A 24,272-nucleotide genomic window follows, 5' to 3' on the forward strand; every position below is an offset into this window, starting at 1 on the left:
GCGCGATGCGTCGCCTCGGAGGTCGGTGTGGGGGGTCTTTCGGCGCTAGTCTACGGGTGCCGATACCCCACGTCGGCGCCGAGAGGAGCCCCCGTGTCCGACGTGCTCGATCAGCCGCGAACCCGCCGGCGTCAATGGGGTGCCGAGCGCCGATCCGAGCCGATGTCGATCGTGCACCAGCGTCCGAGCGTGGCGAAGATCGCCTGGGGACGCCTCGGCATCGTCGCGACGGTGGCCTTCTGGTTCATCTACGTCGTCACGACGGTCATCCGCGAGTTCATCGAGCAGCCGGGCGGCTTCCGCTTCACGATGGAGGCGATCGGCTACCTCGTCGTCGTGACGTTCCTCACCTTCTCGGCCCTGATGTACCTCATCGCCAGGCAGGGCGCCCTCTACCGCTTCCGCGACCACAAGCGCGTGCCGAGGGCCGAGCTGGACCGGCACTTCCGCGAGCACGCCGGCGGCGTGACCGTCCTCGTTCCCTCGTACGCCGAGGAACCGGCGGTGGTGCGCGGCACGCTGTGGTCGGCCGCTCTGCAGGAGTTCGCCGATCTGCGCATCGTCCTGCTCGTCGACGACCGACCCGATCCGTCCGATGACGCCGACCGGCGGCGACTGGAGGCGACTCTCGCGCTGCCCGGCGAGATCGAGGCCGCGATGGAGGAGCCGCGAGCGCGATTCGCGGCGAGCCGGGTCGCCTTCGAGACCGCGGCTCCCGACGCGGCGGCGCTGGAGGAGGCATCCGTCCCTGCGCTTCTCGAGCGCCTGGCCGACGACTACGAGGCCGCGGCCGAGTGGCTCGAGGCGATGGCGGAGTCCGAGCCGATGCACGACCACGTCGACGAGTTCTTCATCGACCAGGTGCTCATGGGCCTCGCGTCCGAGCTGCGCCTGAGCCTGCTCGCCCTGCGCGCGGCGATCGATCAGGGCGAGCATCCCGACCGCGATCGGATGCTCGAGCTGCATCTGCGCCTGGAGCGGATCTTCACCGTCTCCGCCGGCGCCTTCCAGCGCAAGCGCTACGCCTCGCTGTCGCACGAGGCGAACAAGGCCATGAACCTGAACTCCTACATCGGTCTGATGGGCAAGGCCTGGCGCACCGAGGAGACCGCTGCGGGCACTCTCCTGCGCCGTGCGGAATCGCGCGCCGAGGCCGACCTCGTCGTGCCGGACAGCCCGTACCTACTCACCCTCGACGCCGACTCGCTGCTGCTGCGCGACTACTGCCTGCGCCTGGTGTACTTCCTCGAAGAGCCGGGCAACGAACGGGTCGCCGTGACCCAGACGCCGTACTCGTCGTTCCGCGGCGCCCCGACCCGCATCGAGCGGATCGCCGGGGCGACGACCGACCTGCAGCACATCCTCCACCAGGGCATGAGCTACTTCGGCGCGACCTTCTGGGTGGGCGCGAACGCCGTCATCCGCAAGCCGGCACTCGAGGACATCGTGCAGCTCGAGACCGTCGGCGGCTTCGAGATCGCCACCTACATCCAGGACCGCACCGTCATCGAGGACACCGAGTCGAGCATCGACATCGGCACGAAGGGGTGGACGCTCGTCAACTACCCCGAGCGGCTCAGCTACTCGGCGACGCCGCCGGACTTCGGATCCCTCGTCGTCCAGCGCCGCCGGTGGGCCAACGGCGGCCTGCTCATCCTGCCGAAGCTGCGCGACCAGCTGCGCGAACGGCGGTTCCGCCGCGAGCGGATCGCGCTGCGCGAGGTGTGGCTGCGGGTGAACTACATGGCCTCCATCGCGTGGGCGAGCTTCGGGCTGCTGTTCCTGCTCGCCTACCCCTACGACAGCCGGCTGCTCTCCCCCGTCGTGTTCCTCGCGGCGCTGCCCTACTTCCTCGCGATGGGCAGCGACCTGCGCTACTGCGGCCACCGCTTCACCGACATCTTCCGCATCTACGGCTTCAACCTCATCCTCCTGCCGGTGAATCTCGCCGGCGTGCTGAAGTCTCTCCAGCAGGCCATCACGGGCGAGAAGATCCCGTTCGTGCGGACGCCGAAGGTGAAGGACCGCACAGCGGCTCCCGCGCTGTACGTCCTCGTCCCCTACCTGATCGTGGCGTTCTCGCTGTACACGCTGTGGCGCGACCTCGTCGCCCAGAACTGGGGGAACGCCGCCTTCGCGGCCATCAACGCCTCACTCGCGGCCTACGCGATCTGGACGTACATCGGCATCAGGGCGTCACTCGTGGACATGTGGCTGGGGCTGCTGAACTGGCTCTACGTCCCCGATCGGGCGCCCAGGAAGAAGACATCCGATGCGGTGCCTTCCTCTGCCGGGCCGGTCGACTGGGCCGGCATCCTGTACCACGGCGACCGCCGACTCAACCGCGACCTCCGCGGCGGCAATGACCGCCGTCGCAGGGTGGGCACGCGCCGGCCCTGAGCAGGCGTCGACGGGGATGCCGTGAGCATCCCGCATGCATCGCCGCGGCGTCCGTAGGGGAAGCGTGAGGATCGAGGCAGGACCGGGCGCACCGGAGTTGTATCGACTCTCGTGCTCGATCTCATCTACCTCGCGCTGACTCTCGCGCTCTTCGCCCTGGTCTCGCTCGTCGCCAAGGCGGTGATGCGCGGATGATCGTCTTCGAGATCTCCGCGGCCGTCCTCGCCGTGGCCGCCCTCGTCTATCTCGTCGTCGCCCTCGTCAGCCCGGAGCGGTTCTGATGGATGCCACGATCTGGTTCGGCATCCTGCAGGCGGCGACCGTCGTCGTCGCCCTCATCCTGCTCTATCGTCCCCTCGGCGACTATCTGGCGCGGGTGTACTCCTCGGCCCGCGATCTGCGCGTGGAGCGCGGTGTCTACCGCCTCATCGGCGTCGACTCCGCCTCCGAGCAGACCTCGCGTGCGTACGCCCGCAGCGTGATCGTCTTCTCCGCGGCGGGTCTCGTCCTGGTCTACGCGCTGCAGCGCTGTCAGGCGCTCCTGCCGCAGTCGCTCGGGCTTCCCGCGGTCCCCGAGGGTCTCGCCTTCAACACGGCGGCCTCGTTCGTCGCCAACACGAACTGGCAGTCGTATTCGCCGGAGCAGACCATGGGCTACACCGTGCAGCTCGCCGGGCTCACGGTGCAGAATTTCGTCTCGGCGGCGGTGGGTCTCGCCGTCGCTGTCGCCCTCATCCGCGGATTCGCGCGTCGTGGCTCGGCGACGATCGGCAACTTCTGGGTCGATCTCATCCGCGGGCTCGGTCGCGTCCTGCTCCCGATCGCCGTGCTGAGCGCGATCGCCCTTCTCGCCGGCGGCGTGGTGCAGAACTTCGCCGGCTTCACGGAGATCACGACGGTCACCGGCGGCACACAGGCCGTGCCTGGCGGGCCCGTCGCCTCCCAGGAGGCCATCAAGCTCCTCGGCACGAACGGCGGAGGCTTCTTCAACGCCAACTCGGCGCATCCCTTCGAGAACCCGACGGCATGGACCAACCTGCTGCAGATCCTCCTCATCCTGGCCATCCCGTTCTCCCTCCCCCGCGCCTTCGGCCGGATGATCGGCGACGACCGGCAGGGATATGCCATCGCCGGGGTGATGGCCACGATCTTCCTCGTCTCGACCGTCGCGCTCTCCGCCCTGGAGCTCGCAGGACGCGGGACCGCGCCCGAGCTCGCGGGCGCCGCGATGGAGGGCAAGGAGCAGCGCTTCGGCATCCTCAGCTCCGCGCTGTTCGGCAGCGCGAGCACGCTGACCTCCACCGGTGCGGTGAACTCCATGCACGACTCCTACACGGCGCTGGGCGGCATGATGCCGATGCTGAACATGATGCTCGGGGAGGTCGCACCCGGCGGTGTCGGGTCAGGGCTGTACGGCATGCTCGTGCTCGCCGTCATCGCGGTGTTCGTGGGCGGCCTGCTCATCGGACGCAGCCCCGAGTACCTCGGCAAGCGCATCGGCCCTCGGGAGATCACGCTCGCAAGCCTGTACATCCTCGTGACGCCGACGCTCGTGCTCGGCGGTACCGCGCTGAGCTTCGCCATTCCGGCGATCAGAGCCGACGTCGAGGCGACGAGCATCCTGAACCCCGGCGTGCACGGTCTCAGCGAGGTGCTGTACGCGTTCACCTCGGCGGCAAACAACAACGGCTCCGCCTTCGCAGGGCTCACCGCGAACACGCCCTGGTTCAACACGGCGCTCGGGGTGGCGATGCTGCTCGGCAGATTCATCCCGATCGTGCTCGTGCTCGCCCTCGCCGGATCGCTCGCCGCGCAGGATCGCGTGCCGGCCACCCAGGGGACGCTTCCCACCCATCGGCCGCAGTTCGTCGGCCTGCTCACCGCGGTGACGGTCATCATCACCGCGCTCACCTACTTCCCGGTCCTCACCCTTGGACCGCTCGCCGAAGGACTCGTCTCATGACCGCCCGTGCAGAATTCCCCGATCCCGCCCACACCTCCCCTGAGCCCACCTCCCAGTTCCCTGAGCCTGTCGAAGGGAACGACACCGCCAAGCACCCTTCGACAGGCTCAGGAAGCGGGAGCGGATCAGGGAGCGGGAGCGGGACAGGCTCAGGAAGCGGAAACGGAACAGGCTCAGGGAGCGGCAACCTCGGCGGCACCGCGCAGCAGTTCGCCGCCGCCCTTCCCGGGGCGCTGCGCAAGCTGAACCCCGCAGCGCTCGTCCGCAACCCGGTCATGCTTCTGGTGTGGGTCGGCGCGGCCTTCACCACGGTGCTCGCCGTCGCCGAGCCGTTCCTCGGCGGCGCGGGCGAGTCCGGCGGCACGCCCGTGCCTGCCGGATTCACCTGGGGCATCGCCGTCTGGCTGTGGTTCACGGTGCTCTTCGCGAACGTCGCCGAGTCCGTCGCCGAAGGGCGCGGCAAGGCCCAGGCCGCGACGCTGCGCAAGACGCGCACCAGCACGATGGCCCGTCGCGTGCTGCACTACGAGGCGATGACGGATGCCGCGGCGCTGCGCGCCGAGACCACGGACGTCTCCTCGGCAGAGCTGCAGCGCGACGACATCGTCGTGGTGACGGCCGGCGAGCTCATCCCCGGCGACGGCGACATCGTCGCCGGCATCGCCACCGTCGACGAGTCCGCCATCACCGGCGAGAGCGCACCCGTGATCCGCGAGTCCGGCGGCGACCGCAGCGCGGTCACGGGAGGCACGCGCGTGCTGTCCGACCGGATCGTCGTGCGCATCACCTCGAAGCCGGGCGAGACCTTCGTCGACCGCATGATCGCCCTCGTCGAAGGCGCCAACCGACAGCGCACCCCCAACGAGATCGCCCTGAACATCCTCCTGGCGAGCCTGTCCATCGTGTTCGTCCTCGTCGTGCTCGCGCTGAACCCGATCGCCTCCTATGCGGCATCGCCCGTCAGCATCCCCGTGCTCATCGCGCTGCTCGTCTGCCTCATCCCCACCACGATCGGGGCCCTGCTCTCCGCGATCGGCATCGCCGGCATGGACCGCCTCGTGCAGCGCAACGTCCTGGCGATGTCGGGGCGGGCGGTCGAGGCCGCGGGGGATGTCACCACGCTCCTGCTCGACAAGACCGGCACGATCACCTACGGCAACCGTCGAGCCGTCGAGGTGGTGCGCATGACCGGTGTCGACCCCGACGAGCTGCTGCGCACCGCGGCGCTCTCATCTCTCGCCGACCCGACTCCCGAGGGCGCCTCGATCGTCGAGCTGGCGGATGCCCGCGGCATCCGCGTCGCAGAGCCGGCCGGCGCGGTCGTCGTGCCCTTCACCGCGCAGACCAGGATGAGCGGCCTCGACCTCGCCGACGGCACGCAGATCCGCAAGGGCGCGGGCTCCGCCGTGCGGGCCTGGCTCGGGCTCGACGACGATCAGCCGGAGCTCGCAGGCCACACGGATGCGATCGCCGCGTCCGGGGGCACGCCCCTGGTCGTGGCCGTGCGCGACGCCGCGGGAACGGGGCGGCTGCTCGGTGTCGTGCACCTCAAGGACGTCGTCAAGGACGGCCTCCGCGAGCGCTTCGACGAGCTGCGCAGCATGGGCATCCGCACGGTGATGATCACCGGCGACAACCCGCTCACCGCGGCCGCGATCGCCGAAGAGGCCGGCGTCGACGACTTCCTCGCCGAGGCGACCCCCGAGGACAAGCTCGCTCTCATCCGCAAGGAGCAGGAGGGCGGACGCCTGGTGGCCATGACGGGCGACGGCACCAACGACGCACCCGCCCTCGCTCAGGCGGACGTCGGAGTGGCGATGAACACCGGCACCTCCGCAGCGAAAGAGGCTGGGAACATGGTCGATCTCGACTCGGATCCGACCAAGCTCATCGACATCGTCCGCATCGGCAAGCAATTGCTCATCACCCGCGGCGCCCTGACTACATTCAGCCTCGCGAACGACATCGCCAAGTACTTCGCGATCATCCCTGCGATGTTCATGGGCGTGTTCCCCGGCCTCGCGGCGCTGAACATCATGCAGCTGCACTCGCCGGCATCCGCGGTGCTCAGCGCGATCGTGTTCAACGCGATCGTCATCGTGTTCCTCATCCCGCTCGCACTGCGCGGCGTCGCCTACAGACCTGCGAGCGCCGCGCGGCTCCTGCAGCGCAACCTCCTCGTGTACGGGCTGGGCGGCGTCATCGCCCCCTTCGTAGGCATCAAGCTGATCGACCTCGTCGTCAGCCTCATCCCCGGCTTCTGATCGGAAAGGCATCCCATGTCATCGCTTCGCACCACCGTGCGCACCACCGGCGTCGCCGTCCGCGCGATGCTCGTCCTCACGCTCGTCCTCGGGGTGGGATACACGCTCCTCATCACGGGGGTCGGCCAGCTCCTTCTGCCCTGGCAGTCCGGCGGCTCCGTCGTGACGGCTGCCGACGGCGAGGTCGTCGGCAGCTCGCTCATCGGGCAGTCCTTCACGGACGCGGACGGCGAGGCCCTGCCGGAGTACTTCCAGTCCCGCCCCTCGGCCGCAGGCGACGGCTACGACGGGCGATCCTCCAGCGGCAGCAACCTCGGTCCGGAGAACCCGGATCTCGTCGCCGCGATCGAGGAGCGCCGCGCGGAGATCGCCGCGCGAGAGGACGTCGATCCGGATGCCGTCCCCGCCGACGCCGTCACGGCATCCGGTTCGGGTCTGGATCCGCACATCAGCCCGGCCTACGCCCTGCTTCAGGTGTCCCGCGTCGCCGAGGCCAGAGGGATGGACGAGGCCGAGCTGCGCGAGATGGTGGAGTCTAGGATTCAAGGGCGGGATGCGGGCTTCCTCGGCGAGGAGAGGATCAACGTCGTCGAGCTCAACCTCGCCCTGGACGAGCGGGAGGGCTGATGACCGAGGAGCGCCCCACCAGACGCGGCCGCCTGCGAGTCCTCCTCGGGGCGGCCCCCGGCGTCGGCAAGACCTTCGAGATGCTGGCCGAGGGCAACCGGCTCCGCGAGGACGGCATGGACGTCGTCATCGGCGTGGTGGAGACGCACGGCAGGGCGGCGACCGAGGCGCAGGCGGCAGGGCTCGCACTCATCCCCCGTCGCACGACGGTGCACCGCGGCGTCGAGCTCGCGGAGATGGACGTCGACGCCGTGCTGTCGCGCCGCCCGCAGCTCGCCCTCGTCGACGAGTTCGCGCACACGAACGCCCCTGGCTCGCGCAACGCGAAGCGCTGGCAGGACGTCGAGGAGCTGCTCGCCGCGGGCATCGACGTGGTGACGACCGTGAACGTGCAGCACATCGAGTCGCTGAACTCCGTCGTGGAGAAGATCACCGGCATCGCCCAGCAGGAGACGATCCCGGATGCCGTCGTCCGCGGCGCGGACGAGATCGAAGTGGTCGACCTCGCCCCGCAGGCGCTGCGCGACCGGCTCTCGGCGGGATTCGTCTATCCGGCGGAGCGCATCGATGCCGCGCTCTCCAACTACTTCCGCCTCGGCAACCTCACTGCCCTCCGCGAGCTCGCCCTGCTCTGGCTCGCCGACGAGGTGGACAGCGCGCTGCGCACCTACCGGGCCGAACAGGGCATCGAGGGCAGCTGGCAGGCGCGCGAGCGGGTTGTGGTCGCCCTCACCGGCGGCCGGGAGGGCGAGACGCTGCTCCGCCGCGGAGCGCGGATCGCGGCGAGGGCCGCCGGCGGCGAGCTCATCGCCGTGCACGTCACCACGCAGGACGGCCTGCGCAGTGAAGCCCCCGGCGCGCTCGCCGCCCAGCGCTCGCTCGTCGAGGACCTCGGCGGCAGCTATCACCAGATCGTGTCCGACGATGTGCCTGCCGCCCTCGTCGAGTTCGCGCACTCCGTGGACGCCACCCAGCTCGTGATCGGCGTGAGCAGGCGCGGCCGCCTCGCCGCCGCACTGACCGGCCCTGGCATCGGCACCGAGGTCATCCGCCGCTCTGGCGATATCGACGTGCACATCGTCACCCATGATGCGGCGGGAACGCGCCTCGCACTTCCCCGCATCACCGGCGGGGCGCTCGGCTGGCGCAGACAGGTCCTCGGTTTCGCCGTGGCACTCATCGGCGGTCCGCTGCTGTCCTGGCTGCTGCTTTCGCTGCGCAGCGCGGAGTCGATCACCTCCGATGTGCTCTCGTATCAGCTCCTCGTCGTCGTGGTGGCGCTGATCGGAGGCATCCGACCGGCCGTCTTCGCCGCCGTGCTCTCCGGGATCACCCTGGACTTCCTCTTCGTCGCACCGCTGTACACCGTCACCGTCGCGCATCCCCTGCACGCGATCGCGCTGGGGCTCTACGTCATCATCGCGATCCTCGTGAGCCTCATCGTCGATCAGGCGGCGCGAAGAGCGCGGGCGGCGCAGCGTGCCACCGCCGAGGCCGAGCTGCTCGCCTCCGTCGCAGGCAACGTGCTGCGCGGAGAGAGCGCGACCCTCGCCCTCATCACTCGCGCCAGAGAGGCCTTCGGCCTGAGCGGAGTGCGCCTCATCGCACCGGACGGGGAGGTCATCGCCCGCGACGGCGAGCCGCTGGCCGACGGCACCTCGACCACGTTCCCCGTCGGCCGCAGCGCGGACGGATCCCCCCGCGCCTTCCTCGAACTGCACGGCGCACCCCTGGACGCACCATCCCGACGACTGCTCGACGTCATCGTCGCCCAACTCTCCGCCGCCATCGAGCACACCGACCTCAGCGCCACCGCCGGGCAGGTGCAGGCCCTGGCCGAGACGGACCAGGTCCGCAGCGCCCTCCTCTCGGCGGTCAGTCACGATCTTCGGCGCCCGCTCGCCTCGGCCGTCGCGGCGGTCGGCGGTCTGCGCGGGGCGCATGCGCTCTCCTCCGAGGATCGAGAGGAGCTGCTGGCCACCGCGGATGAGAGCCTGGCGACGCTGTCGACGCTCGTCACGGACCTCCTCGACGCCAGCCGCGTGCAGGCAGGCGTCCTCGCGGTGTCCGCCACCAGGGTCGACGCCGGTGCGAGCATCCTGGCCGCCCTCGACGAGCTCTCCCTCGGCCCGGATGACGTCGAGCTCTCCCTCGACCCGGACTCCCCTGCGGTCACCGCCGACCCCGTGCTGCTGCAGCGGGTCCTGGTGAACCTGCTCGCCAACGCCCTGCGGCATTCGCCTCAGGACGCGCGCGTGCTCGTGTCGACGAGCCGACTCGGCGAGCGCGCGGAGATCAGGGTCATCGACAGGGGCCCCGGCGTGCCGGCCGAGCGTCAGGACAGCATCTTCCAGCCGTTCCAGCGGCTCGGCGACACCGACAACACCACAGGCCTCGGCCTGGGCCTCGCGCTCTCGCGCGGATTCGCGGAGGGCATGGGCGGTACGCTGAGCCCCGAGGACACCCCCGGCGGTGGGCTCACTATGGTCGTCTCGCTGCCCCTCGCGGACGACGCGGACGACCGGGAGGACATGGAGTGAAGCTCCTCATCGCCGATGACGACCCGCAGATGGTGCGGGCGCTGCGGATCACCCTGGCCGCCCACGGCTACGACGTCGTCGCGGCCGCGGACGGGGCCGCAGCGATCGCCGCTGCCGCGCAGACGCATCCCGACATCATCCTCCTCGATCTCGGCATGCCCCGGCTCGACGGCATCGAGGTGATCCAAGCGCTGCGGGGATGGACGACCGTCCCCATCATCGTCGTGTCCGGCCGGACCGGATCCGCCGACAAGGTGGAGGCGCTGGATGCCGGAGCGGACGACTACGTCACCAAGCCCTTCCAGATCGACGAGCTGCTCGCGCGGCTGCGCGCGCTGTCCAGGCGGGCGCAGCCGGCATCCGAGGAGTCGACCGTCGCCTTCGGCGACGTGATCGTCGATCTCGCCAGTCGATCCGTGACGCGCGCGGGAGAACGCGTGCACCTCACGCCGACGGAATGGCGGATGCTCGAACACCTCAGCCGCCATCCAGGGGGGCTCGTGACCAGGCAGGAGCTGCTGAAGGAGATCTGGGGCAGCGAGCAGGTCGCCGATACCGGCTATCTGCGGCTGTACATGTCGCAGCTGCGCAAGAAGCTCGAGCGGGAGCCGAGCGCTCCGGTGCATCTGCTCACCGAGTCGGGCATGGGCTATCGGCTCGTGCTCTGACCAGGCGTCAGAGCCTGCCCTTAGCCTGAGAGCATGACTGAGGATGCCTGGCCGATCCGCACCACGCGCCTTGAGGTTCGCCGAACAACGCCTGCCGATCTCGATGACATCTGGGAGTATCGGAGACTGCCCGAGGTGAACCACTGGCTCGGCCGCGCTCCGCAGACGCTCGGGGGTTTCCGGCAGGTATATCTCGATCCGGCACGGCTGGCGGCGACCTTCACTGTCGCGCTGCTCCTCCCGGACGGCGCAGGAGAAGCGGAGCGGGTGATCGGCGACGTCATGGTGCGGATCGGCGACGGTTGGGCGCAGGCGGAAGCGGCCGATGAAGCCCACGGTGTCGAGGCCGAGCTGGGTTGGGTGCTCGGCCCCGCCTACACCGGACGTGGCTACGCGACAGAGGCGATGAGGGCCGTGATCGATGCGTGCTTCGGTCCGCTCGGACTTCGACGGGTGCACGCCGGATGCTTCGCCGCGAACGAGGCCTCATGGCGGCTGATGGAAAGGCTGGGGATGCGCCGCGAAGAGTTCAGCCGCCGCACGGCGCTGCATCGCTCCGGGGAGTGGATGGACGGAATGCGCTACGGCCTCCTCGCAGAGGAGTGGCCGACGGCATCCTGACGCTCAGGAATCCCGGCCGGTTCAGGCATCCTTCGAGCGCCAGAGCAGCCACACGAAGTACGGCGCGCCGAGGAGGGCGACGACGAGCCCTGCAGGAAGCTGCTCCGGCGCGATGATCGTGCGCCCGATCGTGTCCGCCGCGCCGACGAGCAGCGCGCCCAGCAGGACGGACACCGGGATGACTCTGGCGTGCTTGGCACCCACCAGGGCGCGCGCGGCGTGCGGGGCGACCAGGCCCACGAAGCCGATCACGCCGACGGCGGTGACGCTGAGCGCGGCGAGCACGGCGGCGAGGACGAGGAGCAGCATCCGGACCCGCTCGATCCCGATGCCGACCAGACGCGGGGTGTCCTCGTCGAGGGCAAGCACATCGGCCTCGCGGCGCACGAAGAAGGCCAGCGGCAGCGCGATGAGCAGGACGATCGCTACCGGGACGACCTGCTCCCAGACCCGCCCGTATGTGGTCCCCGAGAGCCAGGTGTAGATCTTCGGCGTGTCCCACGGGTTGGCCCGCAGCAGGAGGAAGGTGGTGAGAGCCGTCGCGCCGTACGAGACGCCGATGCCGATGAGGATGAACCGGTCGGCGTTGAGCCCGCGTCGCCACGCGAGCGCGTATACGAGAAGGAAGGCCAGCAGAGCGCCTGTCACGGCCGCGACGATCATGCCTGCGACGGACGCCACCGCGCTCGTCACCACGATGACCGCGCCGAGACCTGCACCGCCGGTCACCCCGAGGATCCCGGGGTCCGCCAGCGGATTGCGGCTGACGGCCTGGATCAGGGTCCCCGCCAGCGCGAGAGCCGCACCGGCGCACAACGCGGCGACGATGCGGGGTGCGCGCTCATCGAGCGCGAACGAGATCTGACGCGGCGCCTGCCCCTGGAGCCAGAGGAGGATGTCGCCCGTCAGCAGGGCACCGTGCCCCAGCAGGAGGCCGGTCAGGAGGATTCCGGCGACGCCGAGCGCCGCGAGCACCAGGACGACCGTGAACCGGCGTGCGCTCCGCACACCGAAACGCACCTTCGGCGGTTCGCGCGTCGGGCCGGCGTCCCGCAACCGCCGCGCCATGACGACGAGCACCACCGCGCCCAGCAGCGTCGTCGCGACGCCGGTCGGGATGCTGATCGCCTCCTCGGCCCCGAGGATGGCGCGCAGCACGGCATCCGCGAGGATCACGACCAGCGCACCGATGAGGCCAGATGCCGGCAGCAGCAGCACATGCCTGGACAGTCCGGGGAAAGGGCGCGTGAGCAGGCGCGCGAGCACCGGGGCGCACAGCCCGACGAAGCCGAGCGGGCCCGCGAGCGTGACCGACACCGCGGTCAGCGCCACGGCGAACAGGATGCCGATGGCACGCGTCGAGCGGATCGGCACACCCAGCGAGGACGCGGTGTCGTCGCCGAGACCGAGGACGTCGAAGCGGCGGGCCATGAGCATCGCGACCGCCACGACAAGCACGACGACCGGCGCCGCCTGCAGGAAAGCATCGAGGTTCAGCTGGGTGAGCGACCCGCTCCCCCAGGCGAGCAGGCCCTTCGTCTCCTCCTCGAAGAGGATGAGGAGGGTCGACGTGCCGGCTTGGAAAGCCATCGCGAGCGCTGATCCGGCGAGGACGAGCCGCGTCGTCGACGAAGCCGCACCTCCCGCCAGTCCCAGCACGATCACGGCACCCACGAGGCCGCCGGTGAACGCCACCGCCCCGGATGCCCAGATCGGCAGCGCGATGCCGAACGCCGAGATGACGGTCACCGCCAGATAGGAACCTGCCGTGACGCCGAGAGTGTCGGGAGAGGCGAGCGCGTTGCGCGACAGGGACTGCAGCAGGGTGCCCGCCACGCCGAGCGCGATGCCGACGGTCACGCCCGCCGCGAGACGAGGGATCCTCGACCCCCAGAGCACCGTCTCGTCGGCGAACACGTCACCGCTCGTCCCCTGCGTGATGTGCCAGAGCGACACGAGGACCAGGGCGACCGCGAGCGCGATCAGCACCCCGGCGGGTCCGAGGCGCGCGGCACGCCGTGCGGGCGCGGCTGGCGCCTCCGGCATGCCGCGCGTCTCGGTGCGGCTCACTCGCCCAGTGCCGCGACGTACGCGTCGATGATCTGCTGCGCCGAGCGCGGACCGCCGAAGGTCCAGATGCCCGCGGGGAAGCTGTACACGCGATCCTCGGCGACGGCCGGGATCGACTGCCAGACGCCGTTGCTCTCCAGTGCGGTGAGGAAGTCGTCCGCCGACTCGTCGACCGTTCCGGTGTGCAGCAGCGTGGCGTCGCCCACGGCGAGCATGCCCTCGATGTCGGTCTGGCCGAGGCCGTAGGCCGCGTCCACCTCACCGGTCCAGGCGTTGGTCAGCCCGAGCTCCTCGCCGATCTCGCCGATCAGCGAGCCCTGCCCGAACGGGCGAAGCGCGACGTTGCCGCCGTCGACCCAGCCGTCGAAGAAGACGAAGTCGGTGGTGGGGAGGTTGGCGTCGGCGAGAGCATCCTTCGCGTCGGCGAGGTACGTCTCGAACTCCTCCTTGACGATCTCGGCGCGCTCCTCGCGACCGGTCGCCTGAGCGATGAGGTCGAACGTCGAGATCATCTTGGCGATCGGGTCGGCGGCGTCGGCGCCGATGGTGGCGAGCACGGGCACGTCGTACGCCTCGAGCTGGGCGATGATCTCGTCGTCCGCGCTGCTGGCCTCGACGATGACGAGGTCGGGATCGGTCGCGAACAGAGCCTCGAGGTTCGGCTCCTGCCGCGTGCCGACATCGACGACGCCCTCGGGGAGGATCTCGGCGGTGTCCCAGGTGGAGTAGCCCTCGACGTCGGCGACGGCGACCGGCGTGACGCACAGCGTCAGGGTGTCCTCGATCTGCTGCCACTCGAGGACCGCCACGCGCTCGGCCGGCTTGTCGAGCTCGACCGTACGACCGTAGTCGTCTGTGAGGCTGACCGGTCCGGTGGACGTCGCCGTCTCGTCGGCGGAGCAGTCCGCGCTCGCGACGGTCTCCGGCGCCGCACTGTCCTCCGGGGCGACCTGGGTGGTGCCGCAGCCGGTCAGGGTGAGCGCGAGAGCGCCGAGTGTCGCCAGCGCGGCGAGGGGTGCCTTCTTCATCGTTCCTCTTCAGATCGTCGAGTCGGCGAGCGCGGCTTCGGATGCCGGGCGGCGCCGCTCCTGGTGGCGCCCACGTGGATGCACGCGGACGTGGCCGGTGTCGGCGTCGACGACGGTGTCGATGCGGAGTCCGTAGACATCGGAGAGGTTCTCGGAGGTGAGCACCTCGGCGGGCGTCCCGGTCGCGCGCACCCGCCCCTGGTGCATCAGGACGACCTCGTCCGCGACCGACGCCGCGTGGGTGAGATCGTGCAGCACGACGCCGAGCGCCGTGCCTCGGTCTGCGAGATCGCGCACCAGATCGAGCACCTCGATCTGGTAGCGGAGGTCGAGGTGGTTGGTCGGTTCGTCCAGGAGCAGGATGCCGGTGTCCTGAGCGAGACAGGTCGCGAGCCACACTCGCTGAAGCTCACCGCCGGAGAGCTCGTCGACGGGGCGGTGCTCCATGGCGGCGAGACCGGTGAGGGCGAGAGCGTCGTCGATGGCCGTGCGGTCGGCGTCGCTCACTCCCGCGAAGCGCCCGCGGTGCGGGTGGCGCCCGAACGCGACCACGTCGCGGATCTCGAGCCCTGACGGGTGCGGGCGCGACTGCGAGAGCATCGCCACCGTGCGGGCGAAGGCCTTGGCCGAGAGGGTCCGCAGCTCCTCGTCGCCGACGTGGACCGTGCCGCTCTCCACAGGATGCAGCCGGGCAAGGGACCGGAGAACCGTCGACTTGCCGCTGCCGTTCGGGCCGATCAGCGCGGTGACGGCGCCAGGACGGAGCCGGAGCGACACATCGTGCACGACCCGCTCTTTGCGGTAGCCCAGCACGAGGTTGTCGCCGCGCAGGGCACCGACCGGGATGCGGGAATCGGGCGAACTCACGTTAGGAGAGCCTAACCTACTGGGGTTTTCGACGCCACTTGTCGAGCGGCTGCGGTTGCGGTGGCGCTTCAGCGCGAGAGCAGGTGCGCGCGGGCGGATGCACGGGGCGCCACGGGCGTGAGCACGCCGAGCATCCGGACGAGTGTGGTGACCCACAGCATCCCGAGCCCGATGACGATCGCCTCGAGCACCGTGACGGAATACAGGCCGAACGGCTCGCAGAGCACGAAGGCGATGACGACGAGGGCTCCGACCACCACCGTAGTGAGCACCAGCGGCCGGGGCGGGCCCGGCATGACCACTGTGGTGAGCGCCGCCGCCGCGAGGAAGAGCGTCAGCGTCGCCAGCGCGAAGAGGTTGTGAACGAGGACCAGCCGATGAACCGGGAACAGCCCCACTCCGGCGAGCGCCGCGCCCGTCGCGACCCACAGCGCCACGACCCAACCGATCCGGAACAGGGCGGCATCGCCATGGATCCCGTGCAGGTCGCGGCCGATGTAGGCGCCCACCGTCGCGATCAGGAGACCGGCCACGACGAGCGTGCCGTTGAACGCCCAGGCGCCCTCGCCGATCCCGAGTTGCGAGAAGTTCGCGGCCCACCACGCCGGGTCGGCCGCCGTGAGCATGGCGAACAGCGTGCCGATGATGAGGTAGCCGAACAGCAGGCCCGCGAGATCGCCGGTGGTGAGGCCGACGCCCGCGCCGAAGGTGAAGCGCCCCGCGACAGCCGAGGCGACACCGGCCAGCACGCCCCCGCCGAGCGGCGGGAGCTCGAGCCCCTGCAGGCCGACGCCGAGGATCTCACCCGCGAGCAGCACGCCCAGTGCGGTGACGCCGGCGAACGCGACCGTCAGCGCGGCGGTCGACAGGTCGGAGATGATCGCCTGCCAGCGAGGCATCCGACGCGTCTCCCCTCGGCGGTGCAGCAGTGTGCTGATCACGAACGACGCCGCGGCGATGACACCGGCAACGATCGCGATCGGCATCCCGACGGAGCCGTCCCCCGCGATCGGGCGGGGATTGCCCTGCAGCACGAGCACGCCGAGGGCCACCCCGAGCACGAAGCACCCCGCCGTCACCCAGACGGCTCTGGTCTCCTGCTGCATCCGGTCGCTCTGCGCCATGCGTCCATCGAACCACGCGCCACCGACGCCGGCGCACCCCTCGCGACCGGCGCCCCGCCCGAGCGAAGGGCTCAGCCGCGCATCGCGACGCCGCGACGCCAGTAGCCCATGAAGGCCACCTGCCCGCGGTCGATGCCGAGATCCTTCACGAGATGGCGGCGCAGCGTCGTCACGACGCCGCTCTCCCCCGCGATCCAGAAGTACCGCTCCCCCGCAGCCGCGGAGGCGGCGATGTCCTCGCCCTGCCCCGAGTAGGCCGGCGTCTCCCAGACGAGGTCCTCCCCGTCGATGTCGGTCACCGTGATCTCACTGGTGTCGTCGTCGCCGAGGTAGTCGAGCACGGTGGGGATCAGCCGCAGGCCGTGCGGCTGATCCCCCCGCGGCAGCCAGTGCACCTCGACGTCGGTCGGCGCGTCGATGGGGAGGACGTCGGCGGCGGAGGGCACCTCGATGAACGCGATGCCTCTGGTCTCACGCGGAGCATCCTCCAGGATGCGGGCGATGGCGGGAGCTGCGGTCTCGTCACCCACGAGCACGACGGTGCCGGCATCCCCCGGCTCGTACTCGATGCCGCCGCGGTCCTCGCGCCCGCGCCGCGGGCCGATGAGGAAGATCTCCTGACCGACCTCCGCCCCACTCGCCCAGAGCGACGCCGGACCGGTGAGCCCCGGAGCGAGGTGCAGCACGAAGTCGACGACGACGAGGGTCTCCGCGCCCTCCACGCGCAGCTCCCTGATCGAGTAGGTGCGCATCGACCCCCGCTCCTCCTCGGGGACGGCGAGGTAGGAGCCCCACCAGTCGTCGGTGTCGCGATCGAGCGGAGGCAGGACGCCGGAGGCCGGAGGGAAGATCAGCTTGATCCTCGCGTCGTAGACATCGCCGGGAGTGCCGAACTCCGCGATCTCCTCGCCGCCGAACGTCACCCTGACGAAGTTCGGGGAGACGCGTTCGACCGCGCGCACCTCCGCACGGCCGAGGACGTACGAGGGCTTCTTCTTGGTGGTGGCTGCCTCAGCGGACATGATGCCTTCCGATCGGGGTGACCATCGGCTTCCCGGAGACCGGGTCCGTGGTGACGTGGTTGGCGAGGCCGAAGACCTCTTCGATGAGGGTGTCTGTGATGACCTCGTCTGGCGCACCCATCGCGTGCACCTTGCCGTCCTTGACGGCGACGAGGGTGTCCGCGTAGCGGATGGCGAGGTTCAGGTCGTGCAGCACCATGACGATCGTCGTGCCGCGGCGGCGGTTCAGGTCGGTGAGCACGTCGAGCACGTCGATCTGATGGGCGACGTCGAGGAAGGTCGTCGGCTCGTCGAGCAGCAGGATGTCCGTCTCCTGGGCGAGCGCCATCGCGATCCAGACGCGCTGGCGCTGTCCTCCGGAGAGCTCGTCGACGGAGCGGTCCGCGAGCTCGACCGTCCCGGTCGCCTCCAGCGCCTCGAGGACCGCGCGGTCGTCGTCGGTCGTCCACGATCGGAACAGCTTCTGATGGGGATGGCGTCCGCGGCCCACGAGCTCCGCGACGGCGATGCCCTCCGGGGCGATCGGTTGCTGCGGGAGGAGACCGAGGGTGCGGGCGAGCTCCTTGGTGTGCAGTTCGCTGATCTTCTTGCCGTCGAGCACGACCGCTCCCCCGGACGGGGAGATCAGGCGCGACATCGTCTTCAGCAGGGTCGACTTGCCGCATGCGTTGGCGCCGACGATCACGGTGATCCGTCCGGCCGGGAGCTCCAGGTCGACCTCGTCGACGATGGTCCGTCCGCCGTAGCCGGCGACCAGCGCTTCGGCGGCGAGGAGGTGTTCTGCGGTCATGAGGATCCTCCGCGGCGGGACGTGCGAATGAGCAGGTAGAGCAGGTAGGGAGCGCCGAGGATGCCGGTGATGACGCCGACCGGGAAGCGGGTGTCGAAGGCGAACTGTCCGATCAGGTCGGCCGCGAGCACGAGGCAGGCGCCCATCAGCGCCGCGGGGATCGTCAGCGAGGCGCCGTGACCGACGATCCTCGAGACGATGGGGCCCGCGAGGAAGGCCACGAACGCGATCGGTCCGGTCGTCGCGGTGGCGAAGCAGGTGAGCGCCACCGCGGAGAGGATGAGCAGGATGCGCACCCGGTCGACCTTGACGCCCAGCGAGGTGGCTGCCGCATCGCCGAGTTCGAGCGCGCGCAGCTCCTTCGACAGGAGCACGAGCACGGGCAGCAGCACCGCCACGGCGATGCCCAGCGGCAGCACGCTCTCCCAGCGCGCACCGTTGAGGCTCCCGGTGAGCCACCGCATCGCGACGGCCACGTCCCACTCCGCCGCGCGCTGGATCACGTACGAGACGACGGCGTCGAGCATGGCGCCGATCCCGATGCCGATGAGGATGAGCCGCCCCCCGGTGGACTCGCCCCCTCGGGCCGCGAGGTAGATGGCCGCCGCGGTAGCGACGCCGGCGACGAGCGCGGCGAGGATCGTGGCCGTGCCGCTCCAGTGCAGCACGACGAGGCAGACGACCGCTGCGGCGCTCGCACCCGAGCTGATCCCGATCACGTCGGGGCTGGCCAGGGGGTTTCGCAGCATGGTCTGGAAGGTCGTGCCCGCCGCGCCGAACGCGAGCCCTGCGAGCAGGCCGATCACGGTCCGCGGGATGCGCAGCGTGCCGACCGTGAAGGATGCGCCGGGCACGGTCTCGCCGAGCATCACCGCGATGACGTCGGGGAGCGGATAGATCGTGTTGCCGAGCATGATCATCGCGGCCATCAGCACGAGCACGGCCAGCACGAGCGAGGCGATGGCGATGACGCGGCGCCGGGATCGGCGACGCCGTCCGACGCGCACCAGCTCGGTGCGCGCGGAGAGGTCGGAAGCGACAGCGGTCATGTCAGAGCGCCCTCATGCGGGTTCGACGGGCGATGATGACGAGCACGGGGGCGCCGACGAAGGCGGTGACGATGCCGGCCTCCGTCTCTCCGGGGTAGCCGATGAGCCGGCCGATCGTGTCGGCGAGGGTGAGGAGCACGGCGCCGCCGAGGGCGGAGAGCGGCAGCAGCCAGCGCTGGTCGGGGCCGACCAGCATCCGCACGGCGTGCGGGATCATGAGGCCGACGAAGGCGATCGGTCCGGCGACGGCGGTCACTGCCGCGCAGAGCACGACACCGGCCGCCGCGGCGAGGAGTCTGGTCCGCCCGATGCGCACGCCGAGGCCGACGGCGACGTCGTCGCCGAGCGCGAGCGCGTTCAGCCCCGGGGCGCAGAGAAAGGCGATAAGCGCTCCCACGAGCAGCATCGGCGCGATGACGGCCATGGTTCCCCAATCGGCGCCGGCGACCCCGCCCACCTGCCAGAACCGGAAGACGTCCATCGCCGCCGTCCGCGGCAGCAACACGGCGCTGACCAGCGAGCCGAGGGCCGCGGTCGTCGCCGCGCCGGCGAGAGCGAGCTTGATGGGGGTCGATCCGCCGGGTCCGACCGAGCCGACGTTGTAGACGAAGATCGCGGTGAGGATCGCACCGCCGAGCGCCAGCCAGAGGTACTGGTACGGCGAGGTGATCCCGAAGAAGGCGATGCCGCACACCACGGCCAGCGCAGCACCGGTGTTCACGCCGAGGATGCCCGGATCGGCGATCGGGTTGCGGGTGATGGCCTGCATGAGCGCGCCGGAGAGGGCGAGGGCCGCTCCGGCGACGATCGCGAGCACGGTGCGCGGGATCCGCTCCTGCACCGCGATCGCGCCGATCTCCTCGGGGACGCGCCCTTGGAACCAGGAGACCAGACCCTCGACGATCTCGGCCGGCGATACCGGACGCGATCCGAAGGCCAGCGAGAGCAGGATCGCGACGACGATGGCGATGACACCGCCGACGATCGCCAGCGCACGCCGACGCACCCCCGCCGTGGTGGCGGGGGTGCGTCGAACGTCTCCGACGGTCGCCGGCGCGGGTGTCACTGCGCGGCGGTGACGGCGTCGCTCAGCAGTGCGACGTAGTCCTCGAGCATCCACGGGATGGACAGCGCGGTCGGGGTGACGGCGCCGCTGAAGGCGTCGCCCGTGCCGACGGTGACGACGGCGCCGTTCTGGACGGCGGGCAGGGTGCTCCACAGCGGGTCGGCCTGCAGCGCGGTGAGCAGCGCGTCGCCGTCGCCGTAGCTGACGATGACGTCGACGTCGGCGATCTGGTCTGCGTTCTCGGCGGTGATGTCCTGGTAGAAGGTCTCGACGTCGCCGGCGAGCTCGGGCAGGTCGAATCCGAGGTCGGCGAGGAACGCCGTGCGGGAGTCGCCCTGGCCGTAGATCGAGATGGTGGAGAGGTCTGCGGCGTTCATGAAGAAGAACGCCGCCTTCTTGCCCTCGAAGCCTGCATCCGCGGTGGCGTCGGCGATCTGCTGGTCGAGGTCGGAGACGAGGGCCTCGCCCTCCTCCGCGAGCCCGAGCGCCTCGGAGTCGATGCGGATGACCTCGCGCCACGGCGTGAGCCAGGCGACGTCCGGGTAGGCGACGGTGGGCGCGATCTCGGTGAGGGTCGCGTAGTCCTCCTCGGTCACGCCGGAGTAGCCGGCGAGGATGAGGTCGGGCGTGGTGTCGGCGATGGCCTCGAAGTCGGTGCCGTCTGCCGTGGAGAAGATGACCGGTTCCTCGGCGCCGAGTGCCTCGTACGCCTCGAGGCTCCAGTCATAGAGACCGAGGCCGTCACTGCCGTCCATCGACCAGGTCTGGTCGTCGACGCCGACGGGGGCGATGCCGAGAGCGAGGGCCACGTCGTGGTTGCCCCAGCCGATCGTGGCGACGCGCTCCGGCTGTGCGGCGATCTCGGTCTCGCCGAGCGCGTGCTCGACGGTGACGGGGAAGGTCCCCTCCGGGGCGGCGTCGGATCCGCTGTCGGAGCCGGAGCCGGTGGATGCGGTGGCGCAGGAGGTGAGGCCGAGGGCCAGCACTGCTGCGGCGCCGAGGCCGAGAAGACGGGAGGTGCGCACGAGCGTCCCTTTCGGGTCGGGATGAGGGGTGCGGCGCGAACTGCGCCAGAGGCTTGGTTAGCCTCGCCTAATTTATCAGATGGTTAGGCTTGCCTCAGTTCCGTTGCAGGAGCGTTATCGGTCGTCCCCCGGCACGAAGAAGCATCCGGATGCGTCCGTCGACGTGCTCGCGATGAGATCGTCCAGCTCATCGAGACGACGCTGGGTCATGATGAAGGTCTGCGGATCGGCCACGAACGCGATGAACACCAGGCCAGCCCCCTGCCGCGGGTCGAAGCTGTAGCTGCGCCGGAGCATGAGGGGCCGCCCGATGTTGTTCGGGTGCGCACGCCTGGCGTGGCTCGCATTCGGCGTGAGCAGTCGTCCGTCACCGGTCTTGGCGAAGAGATCGACCTCGTCGTCCGGCCCGCCGCCCGACAGCGGTGCTCCCGTCGCGCGCTCACGCCCGATGGCCTGCTCCTGCTGCCCGACGGGCCTTGCGACGAACTCCGGCGCGATGAGCATCCTGCGCACCACCATGTGGGTGTCGCGGTGCTCGGCGTCAGACCAGACGCCCGCGGCGACCAGCTCCGCGGTGCGCGGGTTGATGATGCCGTCGATGAAGCCCGTCGACGTCCTCGCCGTGCCGTGCGGCGTCGGAGCGTCGCGGTAGCCGCCCTGCTCCCAGAGCACCGACCCGCCCAGCGCTGCCGCGACGGCGTCCGCGGCATCCCGCACGGCGGAGGCCGTCTCGGCGCAGGTCTGCACGACGAGGTCGCCGCCGGTGACGACCGCGTCCGCGTCGTTCGTGAAGGAGGGCAGTTCGGATGCTGCGGCGGCGCGCTCCGGCCAGAGCTCCCGCGCATGCGCGGGGGCGTAGCCCACCGTGACGGTCACTTCTCCGGCATCCGCCGCCGCCTCCGGCAGGTCCCGCACAGCGGCGACGGCGCGGGCACGGAGGTCTGCGGCGAGGACCCCTGGGAAGGAGAGGACCCGCACGAGCACGTAGCGCTGCGGGACCGCCGGCGAGGTGATCCCCGCCCGATGCTCGGAGGCGGGCAGCGGGGAACCGGAGGGCGCGGCGCTCGGCGCCGGCGCCGGCTCGGCCGAGCCCTGCTCGACGGTTCCGCGCAGGGCCCATCCGGCGACACCGGTGGCCACCGCTGCTCCCGCACCGATGAACAGCCCGCGCCGCGTCGTTCCGGACGAGGCGTCCTCACTCATCGCTCTCCCCCGCGAACGGGAGCCCCTCGGGCTGCGACTGAGGGGCCTCGTCGGTCACGCGGATGACGAGCGATTCGTCATCGCCGGCATCCACCCTTCGCAGACGCCCGTCCTCATCGAGCCAGAACCGCGTTCTCGCCTCCGTCGCGCCCTCCGCGCTCGGAGAGCGGTAGACGTCGAGCAGCGTGCCGTCGTCGTCGACACTGCCCAGGTAGACGGCGTCGGACTGACGCAGCAGCTGCGCGTTCTCCGGACGGTCGGACGCGAGGGCGAAGACCACGGCGAGAGCGGCGCCGGGGCCGGCGTCGAGGCCGCCGACGACCCACTGGCCGTCCTGCAGCTTCGCGAAGGCATCCGGTCCGAACGCGACCTGCTCCTCGACCGCGAGCCCCTCGGGTCCCCGGAGCATCGTGCCCCACGCCGCGTGCCGCTCTGGGTCGTAGGTCACCTGCAGTTCGAGATGGTCGACATCATCCTTCGCTCCGATGCTGATCTCGAGCACCTGCGGCCCGGATGCGGTGAGCTGGAACCGCGTCTGCGCGAGCGACTCCGCCTGCTCCGTGGTCAGCGGCTCCCCGGTGTCGGAGAGCCCCGCCTGGCATCCGGTCAGCAGCAGCACGAGCACGGCGCAGGACGCCGCGAGCAGTCGCCTCATCCGGCCGGCTCCGCGAGCAGGTCCGCCGCCGGGACCACCACGTCGCCGAGATCCGGGAGCTCGACGCGCTCCGGCAGGCTCCGGGGAGTCTCGTCGACGTCGGTGAGGCCAGGACGCTCGGCAGGAAGCGGGACCTCGGAGAAGAGCACGCCGGCAGGGCCCGCCGACGGGGTGAACGCACCGGGCTCGTCGGTGCAGCCTGACAGCCCGGCGGGGCTCGTCGTCGTCCCTGCTGCCAGGGCGAAGCAGTTCCCTTCGCCGGGTGCGATCTCGGAGGGCGCGAGGGCGATGTCGAGGGCGTTGGCGTCGAAGGCGTTGCCTGCGACATCCGATCCGGTCGGTGCGAAGTCCTCCGAGGAGGTGATCCACAGGCCGACGGCCGAGTTGCCGGTGATGAGGTTGGCGTGCACGACGGCGTCCACGGTGCCTCCGAGGCCGATGCCGATCCCGAAGGCTCCGCTCGCCTGCTCTGGCGTCTCGGACTCGTTGTTGTCCGCGACGACGTTGCCGATGATCTGGACCCTTCGTGTCGGTCCGTGCGCCTCGAGGTAGTTGCTCAGCACGCTGATGCCGATGCGGTTGCCGACGATCCGGTTGCCGGTGACGACGACGCCGGACGCGTTGGCGAGCTCGAGGCCCGCCGCGTTGCTGACGATCACGTTGTCCTGCACGATGGCGCGGCATTCGGCGCACTGGCCGACGTAGATGCCGGAGTCCGATCCGCCGCTGGCGAGGTTGTCGCGCAGCACGCCGTCTGTGCGGTTGAACGCATAGATGCCGTAGAGGCCGTTGTTGTTCGCCGTGACCTGCTGCACGAGGTAGCCGGGGACGGGGTCTGACACGTCCTCGGGGAGGTAGCCGTCCGGTCCCCGCGCGACGCCGGCGCCGTTCTCGTCCGTCGCGCCGGTGATGAGCACGCCGTTCTGCAGGTGGTTGCGGACGGTGAGGTTCTCGACCGTGATGCGCTCACCGGTGCCGACGACGCCGTTGCTGCGGGTAAGCTCGCCGTCGATGACCACCGTGTTGCGGTCCTCGCCGCGAACCGTGACGTCGTCGGCTGCGACCTCGAGGCTCTCGGTGTAGGTGCCGGGGGCGATGAGGATGATGCCGCCCTCGGCGACCATGCCGCCGGCCTCGGTGAGGCTCGCGTCCTCGGGCACGTGCACGACATCCAGGGCCTGCGGGGCCGGCTCGTCCGCGCTGCACCCCACGAGCGAGGCCGCCACCACAAGGGCGGCGGCCAGCGCGACGGTTCTCTTCACTCTCTGCACCTTACCGGTGGGCGCGAGG

General features: G+C 70.5%; 20 protein-coding genes. 8 read left to right on the forward strand and 12 right to left on the reverse strand.

Going from position 1 to position 24,272, the window contains the following annotated elements:
* The first annotated feature begins 162 nt into the window (after positions 1-162).
* The 8 genes from ACWGJP_RS04455 (at position 163) to ACWGJP_RS04490 (ending at position 11,083) form a co-directional block, all read left to right on the forward strand.
* Complete coding sequence (locus ACWGJP_RS04455) at positions 163-2,400, forward strand: glycosyltransferase family 2 protein (protein ID WP_452329494.1); 2,238 nt, start codon at positions 163-165, stop codon at positions 2,398-2,400.
* 191 nt (positions 2,401-2,591) lie between these two features.
* Positions 2,592-2,681 carry a potassium-transporting ATPase subunit F gene (locus tag ACWGJP_RS04460; protein ID WP_452328543.1) on the forward strand — a complete coding sequence of 30 codons (90 nt, stop codon included), beginning with the start codon at positions 2,592-2,594 and terminating at the stop codon, positions 2,679-2,681.
* Entirely contained in the window at positions 2,681-4,363 is a 1,683-nt protein-coding gene (gene kdpA, locus ACWGJP_RS04465) for a potassium-transporting ATPase subunit KdpA (protein WP_452328544.1), read from the forward strand. The genes ACWGJP_RS04460 and kdpA overlap by 1 nt, the downstream gene beginning before the upstream one ends.
* Positions 4,360-6,627, forward strand: a complete 2,268-nt coding sequence (kdpB, locus tag ACWGJP_RS04470) for a potassium-transporting ATPase subunit KdpB (protein WP_452328545.1) — start codon at positions 4,360-4,362, stop codon at positions 6,625-6,627. The genes kdpA and kdpB overlap by 4 nt, the downstream gene beginning before the upstream one ends.
* A 15-nt stretch (positions 6,628-6,642) precedes the next feature.
* A complete protein-coding gene (gene kdpC, locus ACWGJP_RS04475; RefSeq protein WP_452328546.1) occupies positions 6,643-7,254 on the forward strand; it encodes a potassium-transporting ATPase subunit KdpC in 612 nt (203 codons plus the stop codon).
* Positions 7,254-9,794: an ATP-binding protein gene (locus ACWGJP_RS04480; RefSeq protein WP_452328547.1), complete on the forward strand. Its 2,541-nt coding sequence runs from the start codon at positions 7,254-7,256 to the stop codon at positions 9,792-9,794. The genes kdpC and ACWGJP_RS04480 overlap by 1 nt, the downstream gene beginning before the upstream one ends.
* Positions 9,791-10,462 (forward strand): response regulator, encoded by a 672-nt coding sequence (locus ACWGJP_RS04485; protein WP_452328548.1) that lies wholly within the window; start codon positions 9,791-9,793, stop codon positions 10,460-10,462. The genes ACWGJP_RS04480 and ACWGJP_RS04485 overlap by 4 nt, the downstream gene beginning before the upstream one ends.
* A 33-nt stretch (positions 10,463-10,495) precedes the next feature.
* Complete coding sequence (locus ACWGJP_RS04490) at positions 10,496-11,083, forward strand: GNAT family N-acetyltransferase (RefSeq protein ID WP_452328549.1); 588 nt, start codon at positions 10,496-10,498, stop codon at positions 11,081-11,083.
* A 21-nt stretch (positions 11,084-11,104) separates the two neighbouring features.
* Here ACWGJP_RS04490 and ACWGJP_RS04495 read toward each other — a convergent pair whose 3' ends face one another.
* The 12 genes from ACWGJP_RS04495 to ACWGJP_RS04550 all read right to left on the reverse strand — a co-directional run bounded on the left by ACWGJP_RS04495 (position 11,105) and on the right by ACWGJP_RS04550 (position 24,244).
* Positions 11,105-13,153 carry an iron ABC transporter permease gene (locus tag ACWGJP_RS04495; RefSeq protein WP_452328550.1) on the reverse strand — a complete coding sequence of 683 codons (2,049 nt, stop codon included), beginning with the start codon at positions 13,151-13,153 and terminating at the stop codon, positions 11,105-11,107.
* A complete protein-coding gene (locus tag ACWGJP_RS04500) occupies positions 13,150-14,181 on the reverse strand; it encodes an iron-siderophore ABC transporter substrate-binding protein (protein ID WP_452328551.1) in 1,032 nt (343 codons plus the stop codon). The genes ACWGJP_RS04495 and ACWGJP_RS04500 overlap by 4 nt, the downstream gene beginning before the upstream one ends.
* A gap of 9 nt (positions 14,182-14,190) precedes the next feature.
* The gene (locus ACWGJP_RS04505; RefSeq protein ID WP_452328552.1) at positions 14,191-15,048 is read right to left on the reverse strand and encodes an ABC transporter ATP-binding protein; all 858 of its coding nucleotides are present in this window, start codon (positions 15,046-15,048) and stop codon (positions 14,191-14,193) included.
* 68 nt (positions 15,049-15,116) lie between these two features.
* Positions 15,117-16,172, reverse strand: coding sequence for a DUF998 domain-containing protein (locus ACWGJP_RS04510; RefSeq protein WP_452328553.1), 1,056 nt, complete (start codon positions 16,170-16,172; stop codon positions 15,117-15,119).
* A gap of 71 nt (positions 16,173-16,243) precedes the next feature.
* Entirely contained in the window at positions 16,244-17,194 is a 951-nt protein-coding gene (locus ACWGJP_RS04515) for a siderophore-interacting protein (RefSeq protein ID WP_452328554.1), read from the reverse strand.
* Positions 17,184-17,984, reverse strand: coding sequence for an ABC transporter ATP-binding protein (locus ACWGJP_RS04520; protein ID WP_452328555.1), 801 nt, complete (start codon positions 17,982-17,984; stop codon positions 17,184-17,186). Before ACWGJP_RS04520 ends, ACWGJP_RS04515 begins: the two co-directional genes overlap by 11 nt.
* Complete coding sequence (locus tag ACWGJP_RS04525; protein ID WP_452328556.1) at positions 17,981-19,033, reverse strand: FecCD family ABC transporter permease; 1,053 nt, start codon at positions 19,031-19,033, stop codon at positions 17,981-17,983. The genes ACWGJP_RS04520 and ACWGJP_RS04525 overlap by 4 nt, the downstream gene beginning before the upstream one ends.
* A 1-nt stretch (position 19,034) precedes the next feature.
* Positions 19,035-20,099, reverse strand: a complete 1,065-nt coding sequence (locus tag ACWGJP_RS04530) for a FecCD family ABC transporter permease (RefSeq protein ID WP_452328557.1) — start codon at positions 20,097-20,099, stop codon at positions 19,035-19,037.
* Positions 20,096-21,124, reverse strand: coding sequence for an iron-siderophore ABC transporter substrate-binding protein (locus tag ACWGJP_RS04535; protein WP_452328558.1), 1,029 nt, complete (start codon positions 21,122-21,124; stop codon positions 20,096-20,098). Before ACWGJP_RS04535 ends, ACWGJP_RS04530 begins: the two co-directional genes overlap by 4 nt.
* Before the next feature lie 114 nt (positions 21,125-21,238).
* On the reverse strand, positions 21,239-22,327 hold the full coding sequence (locus ACWGJP_RS04540; protein ID WP_452328559.1) for a Dyp-type peroxidase: 1,089 nt from the start codon (positions 22,325-22,327) through the stop codon (positions 21,239-21,241).
* Positions 22,320-22,982: a hypothetical protein gene (locus tag ACWGJP_RS04545; RefSeq protein WP_452328560.1), complete on the reverse strand. Its 663-nt coding sequence runs from the start codon at positions 22,980-22,982 to the stop codon at positions 22,320-22,322. The genes ACWGJP_RS04540 and ACWGJP_RS04545 overlap by 8 nt, the downstream gene beginning before the upstream one ends.
* Positions 22,979-24,244, reverse strand: coding sequence for a NosD domain-containing protein (locus ACWGJP_RS04550; RefSeq protein ID WP_452328561.1), 1,266 nt, complete (start codon positions 24,242-24,244; stop codon positions 22,979-22,981). The genes ACWGJP_RS04545 and ACWGJP_RS04550 overlap by 4 nt, the downstream gene beginning before the upstream one ends.
* Positions 24,245-24,272 lie beyond the last annotated feature (28 nt).

The sequence above is a fragment of the Microbacterium sp. NPDC055903 genome (assembly GCF_053615555.1).

Bases quoted from the DNA above. Each gene is read 5' to 3' on its own strand.
- ACWGJP_RS04545 (WP_452328560.1), bottom strand. From the start codon at position 22,982: ATGAGGCGACTGCTCGCGGCGTCCTGCGCCGTGCTCGTGCTGCTGCTG.
- ACWGJP_RS04455 (WP_452329494.1), top strand. From the start codon at position 163: ATGTCGATCGTGCACCAGCGTCCGAGCGTGGCGAAGATCGCCTGGGGA.
- ACWGJP_RS04515 (WP_452328554.1), bottom strand. From the start codon at position 17,194: ATGTCCGCTGAGGCAGCCACCACCAAGAAGAAGCCCTCGTACGTCCTC.
- kdpC (WP_452328546.1), top strand. From the start codon at position 6,643: ATGTCATCGCTTCGCACCACCGTGCGCACCACCGGCGTCGCCGTCCGC.
- ACWGJP_RS04480 (WP_452328547.1), top strand. From the start codon at position 7,254: ATGACCGAGGAGCGCCCCACCAGACGCGGCCGCCTGCGAGTCCTCCTC.
- ACWGJP_RS04540 (WP_452328559.1), bottom strand. From the start codon at position 22,327: ATGAGTGAGGACGCCTCGTCCGGAACGACGCGGCGCGGGCTGTTCATC.
- ACWGJP_RS04460 (WP_452328543.1), top strand. From the start codon at position 2,592: ATGATCGTCTTCGAGATCTCCGCGGCCGTCCTCGCCGTGGCCGCCCTC.
- ACWGJP_RS04500 (WP_452328551.1), bottom strand. From the start codon at position 14,181: ATGAAGAAGGCACCCCTCGCCGCGCTGGCGACACTCGGCGCTCTCGCG.
- ACWGJP_RS04490 (WP_452328549.1), top strand. From the start codon at position 10,496: ATGACTGAGGATGCCTGGCCGATCCGCACCACGCGCCTTGAGGTTCGC.
- ACWGJP_RS04520 (WP_452328555.1), bottom strand. From the start codon at position 17,984: ATGACCGCAGAACACCTCCTCGCCGCCGAAGCGCTGGTCGCCGGCTAC.
- ACWGJP_RS04525 (WP_452328556.1), bottom strand. From the start codon at position 19,033: ATGACCGCTGTCGCTTCCGACCTCTCCGCGCGCACCGAGCTGGTGCGC.
- ACWGJP_RS04510 (WP_452328553.1), bottom strand. From the start codon at position 16,172: ATGGCGCAGAGCGACCGGATGCAGCAGGAGACCAGAGCCGTCTGGGTG.
- kdpB (WP_452328545.1), top strand. From the start codon at position 4,360: ATGACCGCCCGTGCAGAATTCCCCGATCCCGCCCACACCTCCCCTGAG.
- kdpA (WP_452328544.1), top strand. From the start codon at position 2,681: ATGGATGCCACGATCTGGTTCGGCATCCTGCAGGCGGCGACCGTCGTC.